The sequence below is a fragment of the Mycobacterium triplex genome (assembly GCF_000689255.1).
Classification (GTDB): Bacteria; Actinomycetota; Actinomycetes; order Mycobacteriales; family Mycobacteriaceae; genus Mycobacterium; species Mycobacterium triplex.
Genome location: NZ_HG964446.1, coordinates 5,797,079 through 5,812,319, shown reverse-complemented (window position 1 = coordinate 5,812,319; position 15,241 = coordinate 5,797,079). Strand labels below are relative to the sequence as shown.

At 66.9% G+C, this 15,241-nt stretch carries 10 protein-coding genes; 6 read left to right on the top strand and 4 right to left on the bottom strand.

Annotated elements, in window-relative coordinates:
* Window positions 1–12: 12 nt before the first annotated feature.
* Window positions 13–549 carry a hypothetical protein gene (locus tag BN973_RS27010; RefSeq protein WP_036471785.1) on the bottom strand — a complete coding sequence of 179 codons (537 nt, stop codon included), beginning with the start codon at window positions 547–549 and terminating at the stop codon, window positions 13–15.
* A gap of 29 nt (window positions 550–578) precedes the next feature.
* Complete coding sequence (locus BN973_RS27005; protein ID WP_036471784.1) at window positions 579–1,661, bottom strand: ferredoxin--NADP reductase; 1,083 nt, start codon at window positions 1,659–1,661, stop codon at window positions 579–581.
* A gap of 160 nt (window positions 1,662–1,821) precedes the next feature.
* On the opposite strand from BN973_RS27005, the gene hsaA reads away from it, so the two are divergent.
* From hsaA to hsaB, 4 genes are read left to right on the top strand one after another with little or no spacing between them, the layout of a single operon-like run.
* Window positions 1,822–3,006, top strand: coding sequence for a 3-hydroxy-9,10-secoandrosta-1,3,5(10)-triene-9,17-dione monooxygenase oxygenase subunit (gene hsaA / locus BN973_RS27000; protein ID WP_036471783.1), 1,185 nt, complete (start codon window positions 1,822–1,824; stop codon window positions 3,004–3,006).
* Entirely contained in the window at window positions 3,006–3,878 is an 873-nt protein-coding gene (hsaD, locus tag BN973_RS26995; RefSeq protein WP_036471782.1) for a 4,5:9,10-diseco-3-hydroxy-5,9,17-trioxoandrosta-1(10),2-diene-4-oate hydrolase, read from the top strand. Before hsaA ends, hsaD begins: the two co-directional genes overlap by 1 nt.
* Window positions 3,878–4,780 carry an iron-dependent extradiol dioxygenase HsaC gene (gene hsaC / locus BN973_RS26990; RefSeq protein ID WP_036471781.1) on the top strand — a complete coding sequence of 301 codons (903 nt, stop codon included), beginning with the start codon at window positions 3,878–3,880 and terminating at the stop codon, window positions 4,778–4,780. The genes hsaD and hsaC overlap by 1 nt, the downstream gene beginning before the upstream one ends.
* 7 nt (window positions 4,781–4,787) lie before the next feature.
* Window positions 4,788–5,354 (top strand): 3-hydroxy-9,10-secoandrosta-1,3,5(10)-triene-9,17-dione monooxygenase reductase subunit, encoded by a 567-nt coding sequence (hsaB, locus tag BN973_RS26985; protein ID WP_036471780.1) that lies wholly within the window; start codon window positions 4,788–4,790, stop codon window positions 5,352–5,354.
* Window positions 5,355–5,647: 293 nt separating this feature from the next.
* Here the strand turns inward: hsaB and BN973_RS26980 are convergent, their stop codons facing one another.
* Both BN973_RS26980 and BN973_RS26975 read right to left on the bottom strand, forming a co-directional pair.
* Window positions 5,648–8,827 (bottom strand): serine/threonine-protein kinase, encoded by a 3,180-nt coding sequence (locus tag BN973_RS26980; RefSeq protein ID WP_036471779.1) that lies wholly within the window; start codon window positions 8,825–8,827, stop codon window positions 5,648–5,650.
* Window positions 8,828–8,992: 165 nt separating this feature from the next.
* Complete coding sequence (locus BN973_RS26975) at window positions 8,993–12,112, bottom strand: Kelch repeat-containing protein (RefSeq protein ID WP_036471778.1); 3,120 nt, start codon at window positions 12,110–12,112, stop codon at window positions 8,993–8,995.
* Between the two features lie 166 nt (window positions 12,113–12,278).
* Between BN973_RS26975 and BN973_RS26970 the strand changes: the two genes are divergently transcribed.
* Window positions 12,279–13,109, top strand: coding sequence for an arylamine N-acetyltransferase family protein (locus BN973_RS26970; RefSeq protein ID WP_036471777.1), 831 nt, complete (start codon window positions 12,279–12,281; stop codon window positions 13,107–13,109).
* Between the two features lie 204 nt (window positions 13,110–13,313).
* Window positions 13,314–15,191: a fatty acyl-AMP ligase gene (locus BN973_RS26965; protein WP_084163557.1), complete on the top strand. Its 1,878-nt coding sequence runs from the start codon at window positions 13,314–13,316 to the stop codon at window positions 15,189–15,191.
* Window positions 15,192–15,241 lie beyond the last annotated feature (50 nt).

Here is a 15,241-nt window from a genome sequence, read left to right as displayed (position 1 = left end):
GGCGCCAAGCGCCTAAGAGAACGTCGTCACCGCGCAGGTGCTCGGCGAGGTGATGTTGACCCCGCTGTACACCACCTGAATGTGGGTGCAGGTGTAGACGGTTTCGTCGGTCTTGGGCTGGCCGGTGCCCCAGTCGGTGGAGTCGATGCGCCCGGTGGTCTGGTACTTGTCCGGGGGTCCTTCGCCGAAGTAGACCGTGGTGATCTCGTCGGTGCCCATCGATTTCATGACGCGCTCGTATTGCCCGTTGGCGTGCGCGTCCAGGTAGGCCATCCGGTTGTTCGACCGGATCTCGGTGGTTTGCCGCGCCCACAGCCCGGGCGGGAAGCCGATCACGCCGCCGTCGGGGGTGCGGGTGTCGGCCCCGGCGACGAAGTCGCAGTGGCCGTCGGATTTGAAGCAGTTGAGGGACATATGCGTTTCCAGCTGATTCGGGCCGTCAAGCGGGAACAGCGTGGTGGCGGTGTTGCTCGCCGCGCCGGCCCCCGGCACGGGCAGGAAAGCCAACGCCAGTCCGACGGCTGCCACGCCCGTTACCGATCGCATCATCGGCGCTTCCTTCCGTCGAACCCCCGCGACTAATCGTCGTAGGTGACTTCTACCGAATCAGATTCCGGGTGAGATTGACAGGCCAAAATTAGCCCGTCGTCGAGGTCCTGCTGTTCGAGCACGTCGTTGACCTCCATGCTGACTTTGCCGCTTTTCAGCGTGCAGGCACATGCCCCGCAGTGGCCTTCCCGACAGGAGAACGGCGCGTCGAGGCCTTTGGCCAGCAGAACGTCGAGCAGTTTCGCGCTGCGCGGCCACGACACCGTGTGGGTCTCGCCGTCCAGTTCGACGATCGCGGTGGCCGGCGGCTGGTCGCCGTCGTCGGTGTCCTCGATCGTGACCGCGGCGAACGGGTCGGAATCCAGCGACTTGAACACCTCGATATGCACCTGTGCCGCAGGCACTTCCAGCGACTCAAGCGCTTGGCGGGCCGCATCCATGAATGGGCCGGGCCCGCAGATGAAGGCGTGCCGGTCGGTGAACGGCGTGGCCAGCCTCGCCAGCGCCGCCGCACTGGGCAGCCCCTGCAGCGATTCCAGCCAGTGCAGCACCGTGAGCCGGTCGGGATACTTGGCGGCCAGCTCGCGCAGCGCATCGGCGAAGATCACCGAGCTTTCGTCGCGGTTGGCGTAGACCAGCGTCACCTGCCCGCCGCCTTCGGAGAGCGCCGACTTGCAGATCGACATGATCGGGGTGACGCCGCTGCCGGCGGCCAGCAGCAGGAAGTCCTGGTCGAGCGTCTTGGGGACGAAGTTGCCCGACGGCGCCAGCACGTGGATCCGCATGCCCGCCTGGGCGTTGTCGCACAGCCAGTTGGACGCGTATCCGTCGGCGGTCCGTTTCACCGTGACCGTGAGCGCGTCGTCGGTGAACGGCGAGCTGCACAGCGAGTAGCAGCGCGCCACCGAACCGGTACGGTCGCTGGGCACCCGCAACGTCAGGAACTGGCCTGGTGCGTAGCGCAGCCGCTCCGCCGGGATCTCGGGATCGCCCGACGCGTCCGGCACCGCGAACACCAGCGAGCGTGCATCGTCGGTCTCGTCGACGACCTCGGCGATCTGCAGTTCGAGGACGTGGTCGCCGAGTGGCTCGTCCAGATCTGCTTCCGTCAAGACCCGCCCTCCCTTTCATGACAACTAGAACATGTTACAGAAAACCCGATTTATATCGCTACCAGGCGCAGGAATACCCTGCTCGACACAAATCAGAACATGTTCTAGTCTGCTGTGTAAGTCCACTGAGTAGTAAGTCTGGCCCAGGAGGCAAACCTAAGTGACGTCCATTCAACAGCGTGATGCGCAGTCGGTCTTGGCGGGGATCGACGATCTGCTTCCGAAGATCCGGGAGCGCGCTCAGGCGACAGAGGACCTGCGCCGGCTGCCCGATGAGACCGTTGCCGAGCTCGACGAGGTCGGATTCTTCAGGTTGCTGCAGCCCGAGCAGTGGGGTGGTCTGCAATGCGACCCCACGCTGTTCTACGAGGCGGTGCGGCGGCTGGCCAGTGCGTGTGGGTCCACCGGCTGGGTCAGCTCGATCATCGGCGTGCACAACTGGCACCTGGCGCTGTTCGACCAGCAGGCTCAGGAGGAGGTCTGGGGCGAGGACCCCAAGACCCGGGTCTCGTCGTCGTATGCCCCGATGGGTGCGGGCGTGGTGACCGACGGCGGTTATCTGGTCAACGGATCGTGGAACTGGTCGTCGGGCTGCGACCACGCCACCTGGGCGTTTCTCGGCGGGCCCGTCATCAAGGACGGCCGGCCCGTCGACTTCGGCAGCTTCCTGATCCCGCGCAGCGAGTACCGCATCGACGACGTGTGGCATGTCGTCGGCCTGCGCGGCACCGGCAGCAACACCGTCGTCGTCAAGGACGTCTTCGTGCCCCGGCACCGGTTTCTGTCCTACAAGGCCATGAACGACGGCACCGCCGGCGGGTATCAGACCAACACCGCGCCGGTCTACAAGATGCCTTGGGGCACAATGCATCCCACCACCATTTCGGCTCCGATCGTCGGCATGGCTTACGGCGCGTATGACGCACACGTCGAGCACCAGGGCAAGCGGGTGCGGGCGGCGTTCGCCGGGGAGAAGGCCAAGGACGACCCGTTCGCCAAGGTCCGCATCGCCGAGGCGGCCAGCGACATCGACGCCGCATGGCGCCAGCTGAGCGGAAACGTCGCCGACGAGTTCGCGTTATTGAGTGCCGGCAAGGAGATCCCGTTCGACCTGCGCGCCCGCGCTCGCCGCGACCAGGTGCGCGCCACCGGGCGTGCGATCGCTTCCATCGACCGGCTGTTCGAGGCGTCCGGTGCCACGGCGCTGGGCAATGATCAACCGGTGCAACGGTTCTGGCGCGACGCGCACGCTGGCCGGGTGCACGCGGCCAACGACCCGGAGCGGGCCTACCAGATCTTCGGGAACAACGAGTTCGGGTTGCCGCCCGGCGACACCATGGTCTGATGACGGCGACGGAAGAAATAACCTTCGAATCGACTTCGCGATTCGCCGAGGTGGACGTCGACGGCCCGCTGAAGCTGCACTACCACGAGGCGGGCTTAGGCAACGAGCAGACAATAGTGCTGCTGCACGGCGGTGGCCCCGGCGCGGCGAGTTGGACCAACTTCTCGCGCAACATCCCGGTCCTCGCCGAGCGGTTCCACGTGCTGGCGGTCGACCAACCCGGCTACGGGCACTCCGACAAGCGCGCCGAGCACGGGCAGTTCAACCACTACGCGGCGCGGGCGCTGAAGGGTCTCTTCGACCAGCTGGGCCTGGGACGTGTTCCGCTGGTGGGCAATTCGCTGGGCGGTGGCACCGCGGTGCGCTTCGCGCTGGACTACCCGGACAAGGCCGGGCGTCTGGTGCTGATGGGCCCCGGCGGGGTCAGCGTGAATCTGTTCGCGCCCGATCCGACCGAGGGCGTCAAGCGGTTGGGCAAGTTCTCCGCCGAGCCGACCCGGGAGAACCTCGAGGCGTTTCTGCGGGTGATGGTTTACGACCAGAAGCTGATCACCCCCGCGTTGGTCGAGCAGCGCTTCGCGTTGGCCAGCACGCCGGAATCGCTGACGGCGACCCGCGCGATGGGAATGTCGTTCGCCGGAGCGGATTTCGAGCTCGGCATGATGTGGCGCGAGGTGCATCGGCTGCGTCAGCCGGTGTTGCTGATCTGGGGCCGCGAGGATCGGGTCAACCCGCTCGACGGCGCGCTGGTCGCACTGAAGACCATCCCGCGTGCGCAGTTACACGTTTTCGGGCAGTGTGGGCACTGGGCACAGGTGGAGAAGTTCGACGAGTTCAACAAGCTCACCATCGATTTCCTGGGAGGCGCGTGATGAGCATCCGCTCTCTGGGCTATCTGCGCATCGAGGCCACCGACATGGCGGCCTGGCGTGAATTCGGGCTCAAGGTTCTCGGCATGGTCGAGGGCAAGGGGATCACCGAGGGCGCGCTGTATCTGCGGATGGACGATTTTCCGGCCCGGCTGGTGATCGTGCCCGGCGAGGCAGACCGGCTCATCGAAGCGGGCTGGGAATGCGCGAACGCCGCTGGCCTGCAGGAGATTCGGAACCGGCTCGACGTCGAGGGCACACCCTACAAGGAGGCCACCGCCGCCGAACTGGCCGATCGCCGGGTGGACGAGATGATCCGGTTCTCCGACCCGTCGGGTAACTGTCTCGAGGTCTTCCACGGCGCCGCCCTCGAGCACCGCCGCGTGGTCAGCCCGTACGGGCACAAGTTCGTCACCGAGGAACAGGGCCTGGGCCACGTGGTCCTGACGACCCGTGACGACGAGGAGACGCTGCACTTCTACCGGGATGTACTGGACTTCAAGCTGCGTGACTCGATGCGGCTGCCGCCCCAGGTGGTCGGTCGGCCCGCCGACGGGCCGCCGGCCTGGCTGCGCTTCCTGGGCTGCAACCCGCGTCATCACAGCCTGGCCTTCATGCCTGGGCAGACCCCCAGCGGCATCGTGCACCTGATGGTCGAGGTCGGAGAGGCCGACGACGTCGGCCTCTGCCTGGATCGGGCGCTGCGCAAGAAGGTGCCGATGTCGGCCACGCTCGGCCGCCACGTCAACGACCTGATGCTGTCCTTCTACATGAAGAGCCCCGGCGGATTCGACGTCGAATTCGGTTGTGAGGGACGACAAGTCGAAGACGACGACTGGATCGCCCGGGAGAGCACCGCGATCAGCCTGTGGGGCCACGACTTCAGCGTCGGCTTCAAGGGTTAACTCGACTGTGTCCGCCGCGCCGATCGACCCGCGCACGTTTCGCAACGTGCTCGGTCAGTTCTGCACCGGGATCACGATCATCACCACCGTGCACGACGACGCGCCGATCGGCTTCGCCTGCCAGTCCTTCGCGGCGCTGTCGCTCGACCCTCCGCTGGTGCTGTTCTGCCCGACCAAGGTGTCGCGGTCGTGGCAGGCCATCGAGGCCAGCGGCCGGTTCTGCGTCAACATGCTCACCGAGAGCCAAAAGCACGTCTCGGCCCGATTCGGATCCAAGGAGGCCGACAAGTTCGCCGGGATCGACTGGCATCCATCAGAACTCGGCTCGCCGATCATCGACGGCTCGCTGGCCCACATCGACTGCACCGTGGCATCCGTACACGACGGCGGAGATCACTTCGTGGTGTTCGGCGCGGTGCAGTCACTGTCGGAGGCGCCCAAGATCAAGCCGCGGCCACTGCTGTTCTACCGCGGCGAATACACCGGGATCGAGCCGGATAAGACGACGCCGGCCCAGTGGCGCGACGACCTGGAAGCGTTCCTGACCACGACGACGCAAGACACCTGGCTGTAGCGCCGGGACGGCCCCAGGGACGCGTCCCGCGACGCCGCTGATTTGTATGCGGCGGGACAAATGTTTGGCTTAGGCGAATTTTGGCAATCTATTCCGCCATGCAAGCACCGGCTGCCCGGGTATCGAATTCTTTGGTGTCCGCGCAGCTCCGGTGATGGGTTCCCGGTGGCCCGTTGAGGGGGCGGGCCACCGGGCCGATCCGTTGGTACGGATCCCCATATTTGACATATATCAAACAAGCGCCGAAAAGCGCTCGCGGCCGGGCCGAGCGCCGAAAGCTCCCGCCGCCGCAATCACATGAAGTCCAGGGCCTCGACCGTCGCGATCGGGCCCTCATGCGTCGGCCGGTTCGCCCCACCGATCACATAGACCGTGTTGCCCACCGTGGCCACCACCTCGGCATGCCGCGGCGTCGGCATCGGCGGCAACGTGCTCCACTTCCCTTCGGCGATGTCGTACATCTCGACGACGTTGAGCACCCGGGTCGGTTCTTCGCCGCCGACCGCCAAGATCCGGCCGTCGATGTATGTCGCGCCGTAGCTGCCCCGCGGCGTCGGCATGCCCACCAACTTGGTCCATTGACCGGATTGCGGGTCGAACCGCTCCAGGGCCGCGGAGTTCTTGTCCGAGGACAGGAAACGTCCGCCGACCGTGTACACGTAGGTGCCATCGGAGACCGCCGCCAGGTGTTCGCGCGGGGTGGGCATGTCGGCGGCGTCCTTCCACGAGCTGCCGTCGAAGACCTCGGTCTGCGGAACAAGCTGCTTGGCGTTCTGCCCGCCCACCGCGACGAGTTTGTCGCCGACGACCGCCGCGGCCGGCGCCGCGCGGGCGTGCGTCATCGGCGGTAGCTCCACCCAGTTGCCGCCGCGCAGGGCGAACACCTTGTTGGACCCGTCGGCGATGTTGTCGCTCGCGCCGCCGAGGATGACCACCTCGCCGCGGAAGGTCGCCGCCGCGGCATGATGCAGCGGGATCGGCAGCGGCGGTCCGGTTTCCCAGGCTCCGGTCTTCGGGTCGAAACTCTCGACCGTCTGCAGGGCGGTGCCGTTGCGCAGCCCACCCATGATCCAGATCTTGTTGTTGAGCACCGCCCACGCCATCATCAGCCGGGCGGTCGGCGCGTCCGGCAGCGAGCGCCACTGCGCGACCGGCTGGATCTTGCGGGCCGGCAGTTTCAGCACTTCCGCCGTCGAGATCGGCTGGTTGTCGCCGATGGTGCTCGACCCGCCGATCGCGTACACGGACTTCTCGACCGCCGCGACCGCCATGCCGTGCCGCGGGGTCGACATGTCGGGCAGACCGGACCACGTTCTGCTCATCAGATCGAACACCGAAACGCTCTTGAGAACTTGCCCGCCGGACACCCCTCCGACGGTCACCAGCCGGCCGTCGGTGATGGCGACGCCGAGATCACTGCGGGCCTGGGGAAGTGCGGGCAACGTCGTCCAGGTCTTGGCGACCGGGTCATACGCCTCGACGTTCACCTGGTCGGAGTCCCCGGTGGTGCCACCGACGGTATAGACGAGCTTTCCGTCCGACGCCGCGGCCAGTTGTTGGCGCGGAGTCGGTATCGGCGCGCCGAGGCTCCAGGACGTGCCATCGAAGACCTCGGTGGTATTCAGCAGTGCGCCGTTGGCGTCGACACCAGCCGTGACGACCAGGTGGTCGCCCACGACCGCGGCCGCCGCTCCCGCGCGGGGCTGCAGCAGGCGAGGCATCTCGACCCAGCGACTGTTGACGACCCGCCAAACCTGATCGGTCGCAACGGGTTTGCCGCCGACGGTCTTGAAGCCGCCGAGCACGACCGGGTTGCCCTGCCAGTTGACCGCCATCGCGTCCTGCACGGCAACGGGTAGGTCGTCGCCGCCCTTCCAGCTGTCGATGACGGGGTCATAGCCCTCTTGCAGTGCCGTGACAGCGCCGTCGCTGCGGATCCCGCCGAAGACCCAAATGGTTCCGTCGACCTGCGTCGTCGCCGTCTCTACGCGCGACACCCGATCGTTGGTGATCGGCTTCCACGCCACGGGTGCCTGCGTTGTCGGCCGGCCCGCGACGGGCTTCTGGTCCTTGTTGTCCGGTGTCAAGAAGAACAGGCCGCCGACGACCAACAGCACCACGACGACCAGGGCGCCGGCGACGAGCGCGACGCGATTGCGCTTCCTGCCCGGCTCGGCGAACCACTCCCGGACCTTGACCAAGAGCGGCTTGCGCCAGGACGGCGGCACCGAACCGGACGACGGCGGTTGGCCCGGACCGCCGGGCGGGCTCATTCCGGGGCCGCCGCTCGCCGGTGCCGAAGCACCAAGGTGCGCTTGGGTTTCCGCGGTGTATGCGCCGCGCAACATGCTGGCCGCTTCGGAGAACTCCTCCTGACCGGGAGGTCCGGGCTGCAGGCGGGGCGAAGCGCCCCCGATGACGCCGCCGATCGCCTGGGTGGGGCCCGGGTCCGCCGGCCGGCCTGCTCCCGGAACGGTCGACGTCGTCCGGTCCGGTGCCGGCGCGACCGCATCACCGGAAACGATCGAAGTTTGTCCGTCGACGCCCGGCTGCGGTGTGCGTCCCGATTCGGGTGCGACGCTGGTGATCGCCATCGAATCGGGTCGTAAACCGCTGAGCTTCTGGGCCGCCTGCAACTCGCGGCCGAACTCCGCCGCGGACGCAGGCCGTTGCGCCGGATCGATCGCCATCGCATGCTCGATCGCCGCGCAGACCGCCTCCGGGATTCCTTCCGGACGCATATCGGGGATCCGTGTCGTGCTGATTCGCAGATACTGGGCGACGAGGTCCTCGTCGTTCTTGCGTTCGTGCGCCGCGGCACCGGCGATCAGCGCATAGATCGTGGCGCCGAGCGAGTAGAGGTCGGACGCGACCGTGGCCGGCTTACCGGTCATGACCTCCGGTGCGGTGTAGTCGATTGTGCCGGAGAAGAATCCGGTCGCCGTTTCGTAGCCACCCTCGATGTGGGCGATCCCGAAGTCGCTCAGCAGCGGCTCGCCGTAGTCGCTGACGAGCACGTTGGCGGGCTTGATGTCGCGGTGCAACGTGCCGCTTCGGTGTGCGGTTTCCAGTGCGCCGCAGAGCTTTACGGCGATCCGCAGTGCCTCGGGCCAGGCGATCGGCCCTTCGCGACGCAGCCGGACCGCCAGGGAATCCGAGGACATGTACGGCATCACGATGTAGGGCCGGCCACTTTCGGTCACGCCGACCCGCAGGATGTTGACGATGTTCGGGTGGCCCGAGAGCCCGCCCATCGCATAGCCTTCGCGCAGAAATCGCTCGCGGCTCTCGTCGTCGATATGCGACGGCAGCACCTTGATCGCGACATTGCGCCCCAGCGCCGTCTCGTAGGCGCAATAGATCACCCCGGCGCCGCCCCTGGCGACTTGGCGCGCGTCCTCGAATCCAGCGTCGGACAATTCAGCGATGATGCCGCTGGGCGGCGGCGCGTCTTTGGGGAACCCCTCACCCATATTGTTGGCGCTCAACTTCCCCGCGATTGTCGAATTCGCGAGCTCAAGAGTATCGCTCCGTGCCTGCTCGGGGACATGATTCGAGCATGATCAATCGGGCGGAACTCCACGATTGCCCTGTTCGTGGACGTGAGAAGACCGGCAAAGGTGTTCTGAGCAGCCGCCTTAGCTGAAATCGAGGGCCTCGACCGTCGCGACGGGACCCTCTTGGCCGGGGCGGTTAGCGCCGCCGATGACGTAGACGGTGTTGCCGACCGCGGCCACCACCTCGTCATGACGAGGGGTCGGCAGCGGCGGCAGCACATTCCATTTTCCGGCGGTGATGTCGTACATCTCGCCCACATTCAGCACCGTCGACGGCTCTTCGCCGCCGACCGCGACGATCCGGCCGTCGATGTAGGTGGCGCCGTAGCTGCCTCGCGGTGTCGGCATGCCCGCCAACTTGGCCCACGTTCCCGACCCGAGGTCGAAGCGTTCCACCGCCGCGGAGTTCTGGTCGGGCGAAAGCATCCTGCCGCCGAGCGCGTAGACGTAGGTGCCATCCGACACCGCGGCAAGGTCGTCGCGCGGGGTCGGCAGGTCGGCGGCGTCCTTCCAGGAGGTGCCGTCGAAAACCTCGGTCTGCCCGACGAGTTGCTTGCCGTTCTGGCCGCCGACGACCACCAGTTTGTCGCCGACGACCGCCGAGGCCGCCGCCGCACGGGCGTGCGTGAGCGGCGGTAGCTCCACCCAGTTGCCACCGCGCAGGGCGAACACTTTGGCGGACCCGCCGTCGATGTTGGCGCCTGCGCCGCCGAGCACAACGACCTCGCCGCGGTACGCCGCCGCGGTCGCGTGGTGCAGCGGGATCGGCAACGCGGGCGCGGTTTCCCAGATGCCGGCGTGCGGCTCGTAGCTCTCAACCGTTTGCAGCGCAACGCCGTTGCGCAGGCCACCCACGACCCACACCTTGTTGTTCAGCACGGCCGAGGCCGCCGCCAGCCGGGCCGTCGGCGCGTCCGGTAATGAACGCCACGACGGTGCCGGCTGGGTCTTGCGGGCCGGCAGCTTGAGCGTCTCGGCCGACGTGACGGCTTGTTCATCCCCGATGGTCGTCGAGCCGCCGATCGCGTACACCGATCGCTCCACCGAGGCGACCGCCATGCCGTGCCGTGCGGTCGCCATGTCCGGCAGACCGGACCAGGTTTTGGTCACCAGATCGAAGGTCGAAACGCTCTTGAGGACCTGGCCCGACGACACGCCCCCGAGGGCCACCAGACGCCCGTCCGCGACGGTGGCGCCGAGTCCGCTGCGAGCTTTTGGCAACGCGGGCAACGCCGTCCACGTTTTGTCGGCGGGGTCATAGGCCTCGACCGTCGTCAGGTCGGCCCCGTTCGTTCCGCCGACCGCGTACACCAGCCTTCCGTCCGAGGCCGCGGCCAGCATTTGTCGTGGAGTCGGCAGCGGGGCGCCCAGCGTCCACGCCTTGCCGTCGAACACCTCGGTGGTATTCAGCAGGGCGCCGTTCGCGTCGACACCGCCGGTGACCACGATTCGGTCGCCCGCGACCGCCGCCGCGGCCGCCGCTCTGGGCTGAAGCAGATGCGGCAACTCGACCCAGTGTCCGTTAACCATCCGCCAAACCTGGTCTGCTGCAACGTTCTTACCGTCATCAGTCATCCAGCCGCCGAGTACCACCGAGCTGCCCTGCCAGGTGACCGCCATCGCATGCGAAACCGCGACCGGGAGATCGTCGCCGCGTTTCCATTCGTCGATGGCCGGATCGTAGCCCTCCTGTCGTGCGGTGATGGTGCCGTCGCTGCGAATTCCGCCGAAAACCCAAACGGCGCCGTCGACTTGTGTCGTTGCCGCCGCATAACGCGCCACCCGCGCCTCCGAGATCGGCGTCCACTGAACCGCCTGCTGCGCGGGGTGTGTCGCGGGCTGTTGGGTACTCGCGGTGTTCTTCTTGGTGTCCCCACCGAACGGCAGTACGGCGTAGACGATGCCGGCGACCAGTACGGCGACCAGGGCGGCCGCGCCGGCGGCCAACCCGATGCGGTGGCGCTTGCGTCCCGGCTCCGAGAACCACCCGGCCGCCCGCGCCCACAGCGGTGGTTTTTTGCCGGGCGGACCGGGATCGGACGATGCCGCGTCGACAGCGGCGTCACCATCGCGATGTGCAGGCTCGATTTCCGGTTGCACCTCGGCGTCGTAGACGGCGCGCAATACCGGTGCCGCGTCCGAAAACTCGCGCTGGATAACGGATTCCGACGCACCGGTGAGCTGGTTCGCGGATTCCCGGACCAGGGTGGCCGGGGCGGTCGACGTTAGCCGCGCGCTGTCGTCCCCGGTCGTCAATTGGGCGATCTCCGCGGCTGCCTCCCGTACCGACTGCCGCCCCGAGTCGGTGATCGCCATCGCATCCGCCGGCAGGCCGTTGCTGCGCTGCGCGGCTTGGAACTCGCGGCCCAATTCCGCCGCGGATGCGGGCCGGTCCGCGGGATCCACCGCCATCGCACTCTCGATTGCCGCGCACACCGAGTCGGGGACCCCGCTGGCACGCAGATCGGGGACCTTGGTGGTGCTCATGCGCAGGTACTGGGCGACGAGGTCTTCGCTCGCCAGCCGCTCGTAGGGGGCGGTTCCGGCGATCAGGGTGTAAATCGTGGCGCCGAGTGAATAGACGTCCGAGGCCACCGTCGCCGGATTGCCGGCCAGCGACTCCGGCGGTGTGTAGTCGATTGTGCCGGAGAAGAACCCGCTGGTCGTTTCGTACCCGCCCTGGATATGCGCGATTCCGAAGTCGGCCAATTGTGGTTCGCCGTAATCGTTGACGAGCACGTTCGCGGGCTTGATGTCGCGGTGCAAAATGCCGGTCTTGTGCGCGGTTTCCAGTGCCCCACACAGCTTCACACCGATGCGCATCGCTTCCGGCCAAGGGATGCGGCCCTCGCGGCGCAGCCGCACCGCCAGGGAATCCTCGGCGCAGTAAGGCATCACGATGTAGGGCCGGCCACTCGGGGTGATGCCGACCCGCAAGATGTTGAGGATGTTCGGATGCCCCGAGAGCCCGCCCATCGCGTAGCCCTCACGCAGAAAGCGTTCCCGGCTCTCTTCGTCGAAACTCGCCGGCATCACCTTGATCGCGACCATGCGGCCCAACGCGGTCTCGCGGCAGCGGTACACCACCCCGGCACCGCCCTTGCCGACCTGGCGAGCATTGTCGAATCCGGCTTCGGCCAACTCCTCCGGCAGCCCCCTCACTGCCGATGCCTGGCCTTCGGTCTTGGGTGCATCCGCCACAGCGGCCAACCTCCTGCATGAGTGCGACTCGCGGGGCTCAAGCGTAACTAAACTCCCACCCTGCGCGCGCAGTTGGCGGAACGCTCTGGACGAGCCATGAATTTGATCCAAACTCCTTCTGTCACCTTGGGTTTCCTGTTGGTTAACCCTCGGTCAGAATGGAGCCATGACACTGGACCTGAGCGCGTACTTCGACCGCATCAATTATCGCGGCTCCGTCGAGCCGACCCTCGATGTGCTGCAAGCTCTGATGACCGCGCACACCCAGACCATCCCGTTCGAGAATCTCGATCCGATGATGGGTGTGCCGGTCGACGACCTGGGGCCGGCCGCCCTGATCGACAAGTTGGTCCACCGGCGCCGCGGCGGCTACTGCTACGAGCACAACGGCCTGATGGGTTACGTACTGGCCGAACTCGGCTTTCGGGTGCGCCGATTGACCGGCCGGGTGATCTGGATGCTGCCGCCCGACGCACCGGTGCCGGCACAGACCCACACCGCGCTGGCGGTCACGTTCCCCGGTTCGCAGGGCTCCTATCTGGTCGACGTCGGCTTCGGCGGACAGACCCTGACGTCTCCGATTCGCTTCGAGATCGGCAACGCCCAGCAGACCACGCATGAGCCCTACCGGCTCGAGGACCGCGGCGACGGCCTGGTGCTGCAGGCCCAGGTCCGCGATGAGTGGCATTCGCTCTACGAATTCACCACCCATAGCCGACCGCAGATCGATCTGCGGATGGGCAGCTGGTACGTCTCGACAAACCCCGCCTCGCACTTCGTGACCGGCCTGATGGTGGCCCTGGTGAGCGACGACGCCCGGATCAACCTGTCCGGGCGCAACCTTGCCATCCACCGCGCCGGCGGGACCGAAAAGATCGTTCTCGACGACGCGGCCGCGGTGGTCGACACCCTGAGCGATCGGTTCGGAATCAATATCGACGACGTCGGCGAGCGCGGCCGGCTCGAGGCGCGCATCGCTAATATCTGCGGCAATTGAGCGGCCAAATCTCCGGCGCGCGCGGTTTGCAAGGAACCTTTTCACCGGCGGTCCCGGCGACCGAAAAGCGGGTGCTCGAAATGGTCGTCCGGCAAATGAGACCGCGCAGTCCTGGCGGTATCACCCGGCCGCGAGCAGTGACAATGCGCCGATAGCGGCCTGATCGTGATCTCCGCCATAGCGAACCGGTGCGGCGATTAGCACATGCGGCTATTAATCTGTCCTACCGTGAGTCGGGATCTTTGTTTGGACGATGTTGTGCCCAGTTCGGGCGATGCGGACCCTTTCGCTTCCCACGAGCTCGCAATCGTCGTACCCGAGGGCCTGACGCTGACGTCGTACTTCGACAAGAACCGGGCCGAGCACGGGGACCGTCCTGCGTACCGCTTCCTTGACTACTCGCAGGAACCAGACGGGCGGCCCGTGGTGCTCAGCTGGAACGAGTTGTGGGCCCGGGTGTGCTCGATCGGCGCCCGCCTGCAGCAGGTCACCAAACCGGGGGACCGGGTGGCGATTCTCGCGCCGCAGGGCCTCGACTATGTAGCGGCTTTCTTCGGCAGTGTCTATGCAGGCAATATCGCGGTGCCGCTGTTCGCGCCGACCATGTCCGGGCACGCCGAGCGGCTGGCCGCGGTGCTGGCCGATGCCCGGCCCGCTGCGGTGTTGACAACGACCGCTGTTTCGGAGTCTGTGCGCACGTTCATCCGGACGCTGGCGCCCAAGGAGCGCCCACGGATGATCGCGGTGGACGCGTTGCCGGACACCCTCGGGTCGATGTTCGCCGGGGCGAACCTGAACACCGACGACATCGCTTACCTGCAATACACGTCGGGCTCGACGCGCTCACCGGCCGGGGTGGAGATCACCCATCGGTCCGTCTACACCAACGCGATGCAGATGGTCATGAGCGGTGGCCTGGACGTGGATGTGCGGACGGTGAGCTGGCTGCCCCTGTTTCACGACATGGGGCTGATGATGATCATGTTCACGGCCTTCTTCGGCGCGCATGTCACGATCATGGATCCGATGGCGTTTCTGCGCCGGCCGTACCGCTGGATCAAGCAATTGGGCATCGAGTCGACCTACGGCCGCACCTTCGCGGCGGCGCCGAACTTCGCCTTCGAACTGACGTCCGAACGCGGCCTGCCGCCCGCGGGTGAAACTCTCGATCTCAGCAACGTCGTCTGCATTCTGAACGGCTCCGAGCCCGTCACGATGACAGCGATCGAGAAGTTCACCAGAGCGTTTGCTCCCTACGGCCTGCCGGCGAACGCGGTCAAGCCGTCCTACGGGATGGCGGAAGCGACCTTGTCGGTGGCCAGCATCTCCCAGGAGGCCGCGGCCAGCGTCGTCTACCTCGACCGCGAACAGCTCGGCGCCGGCCACGCGGTGATCGTCTCGCCCGAGGATCCCAACGCCGTCGCCCAGGTTTCGTGCGGGCAGCCGATCCCAGATCAGTGGGCGGTGATCGCCGACCCCGACGGTGCCGAGGTGCCGGACGGCACCGTGGGCGAAATCTGGTTGCACGGCGTCAACATCGGCCGCGGCTACTTCGGACGCGAGGACGAGACCCGACGCGTGTTCGGCAACAAGCTGCAGTCCCGGCTCGCGCGCGGCAGCCACGCCGCGGGTGCCGCCGACAATGGATGCTGGTTGGCGACCGGCGATCTCGGCGTCTACCTGGACGGCGAGCTGTACCTGACCGGCCGGATCAAGGACTTGATCATCATCGACGGCCGCAACCACTATCCGTTCGACATCGAGACGACGGTCAGCGACTCTTCGCCCGCCATCCGTACCGGCTATGTCGCCGCCTTCTCCGTCCCCGCCGACGTGCTCGGATCTTCCGACGGTGGCTCCGGCGAGCAGCTGGTCGTCGTGGCCGAGCGGGCCGCCGGCGCCGGCCGGACCGATCTGGGTTCGGTCGCCGACATCGTGCGGGCGGCCATTTCGCGTAACCACCAGGTCCGCGTCGCCGATGTGCGACTCGTCGCCGCGGGCACCATTCCCCGCACCACCAGCGGCAAGCTCGCCCGCAATGCCGCGCGGGCCGAGTACCTCGCGGGCAAGTTCAACCGCTGAGCGACATATTCGTCGAGGTCGACGCTACCGCGGAAAAGTTCGAGTAGATG

What these genes read in the sequence shown, in the direction of transcription:
- BN973_RS26965 (WP_084163557.1), top strand. Translation starts at nt 13,314, where the DNA reads ATGCGGCTATTAATCTGTCCTACCGTGAGTCGGGATCTTTGTTTGGAC.
- BN973_RS26970 (WP_036471777.1), top strand. Translation starts at nt 12,279, where the DNA reads ATGACACTGGACCTGAGCGCGTACTTCGACCGCATCAATTATCGCGGC.
- BN973_RS27010 (WP_036471785.1), bottom strand. Translation starts at nt 549, where the DNA reads ATGATGCGATCGGTAACGGGCGTGGCAGCCGTCGGACTGGCGTTGGCT.
- hsaC (WP_036471781.1), top strand. Translation starts at nt 3,878, where the DNA reads ATGAGCATCCGCTCTCTGGGCTATCTGCGCATCGAGGCCACCGACATG.
- hsaD (WP_036471782.1), top strand. Translation starts at nt 3,006, where the DNA reads ATGACGGCGACGGAAGAAATAACCTTCGAATCGACTTCGCGATTCGCC.
- BN973_RS26980 (WP_036471779.1), bottom strand. Translation starts at nt 8,827, where the DNA reads ATGGGTGAGGGGTTCCCCAAAGACGCGCCGCCGCCCAGCGGCATCATC.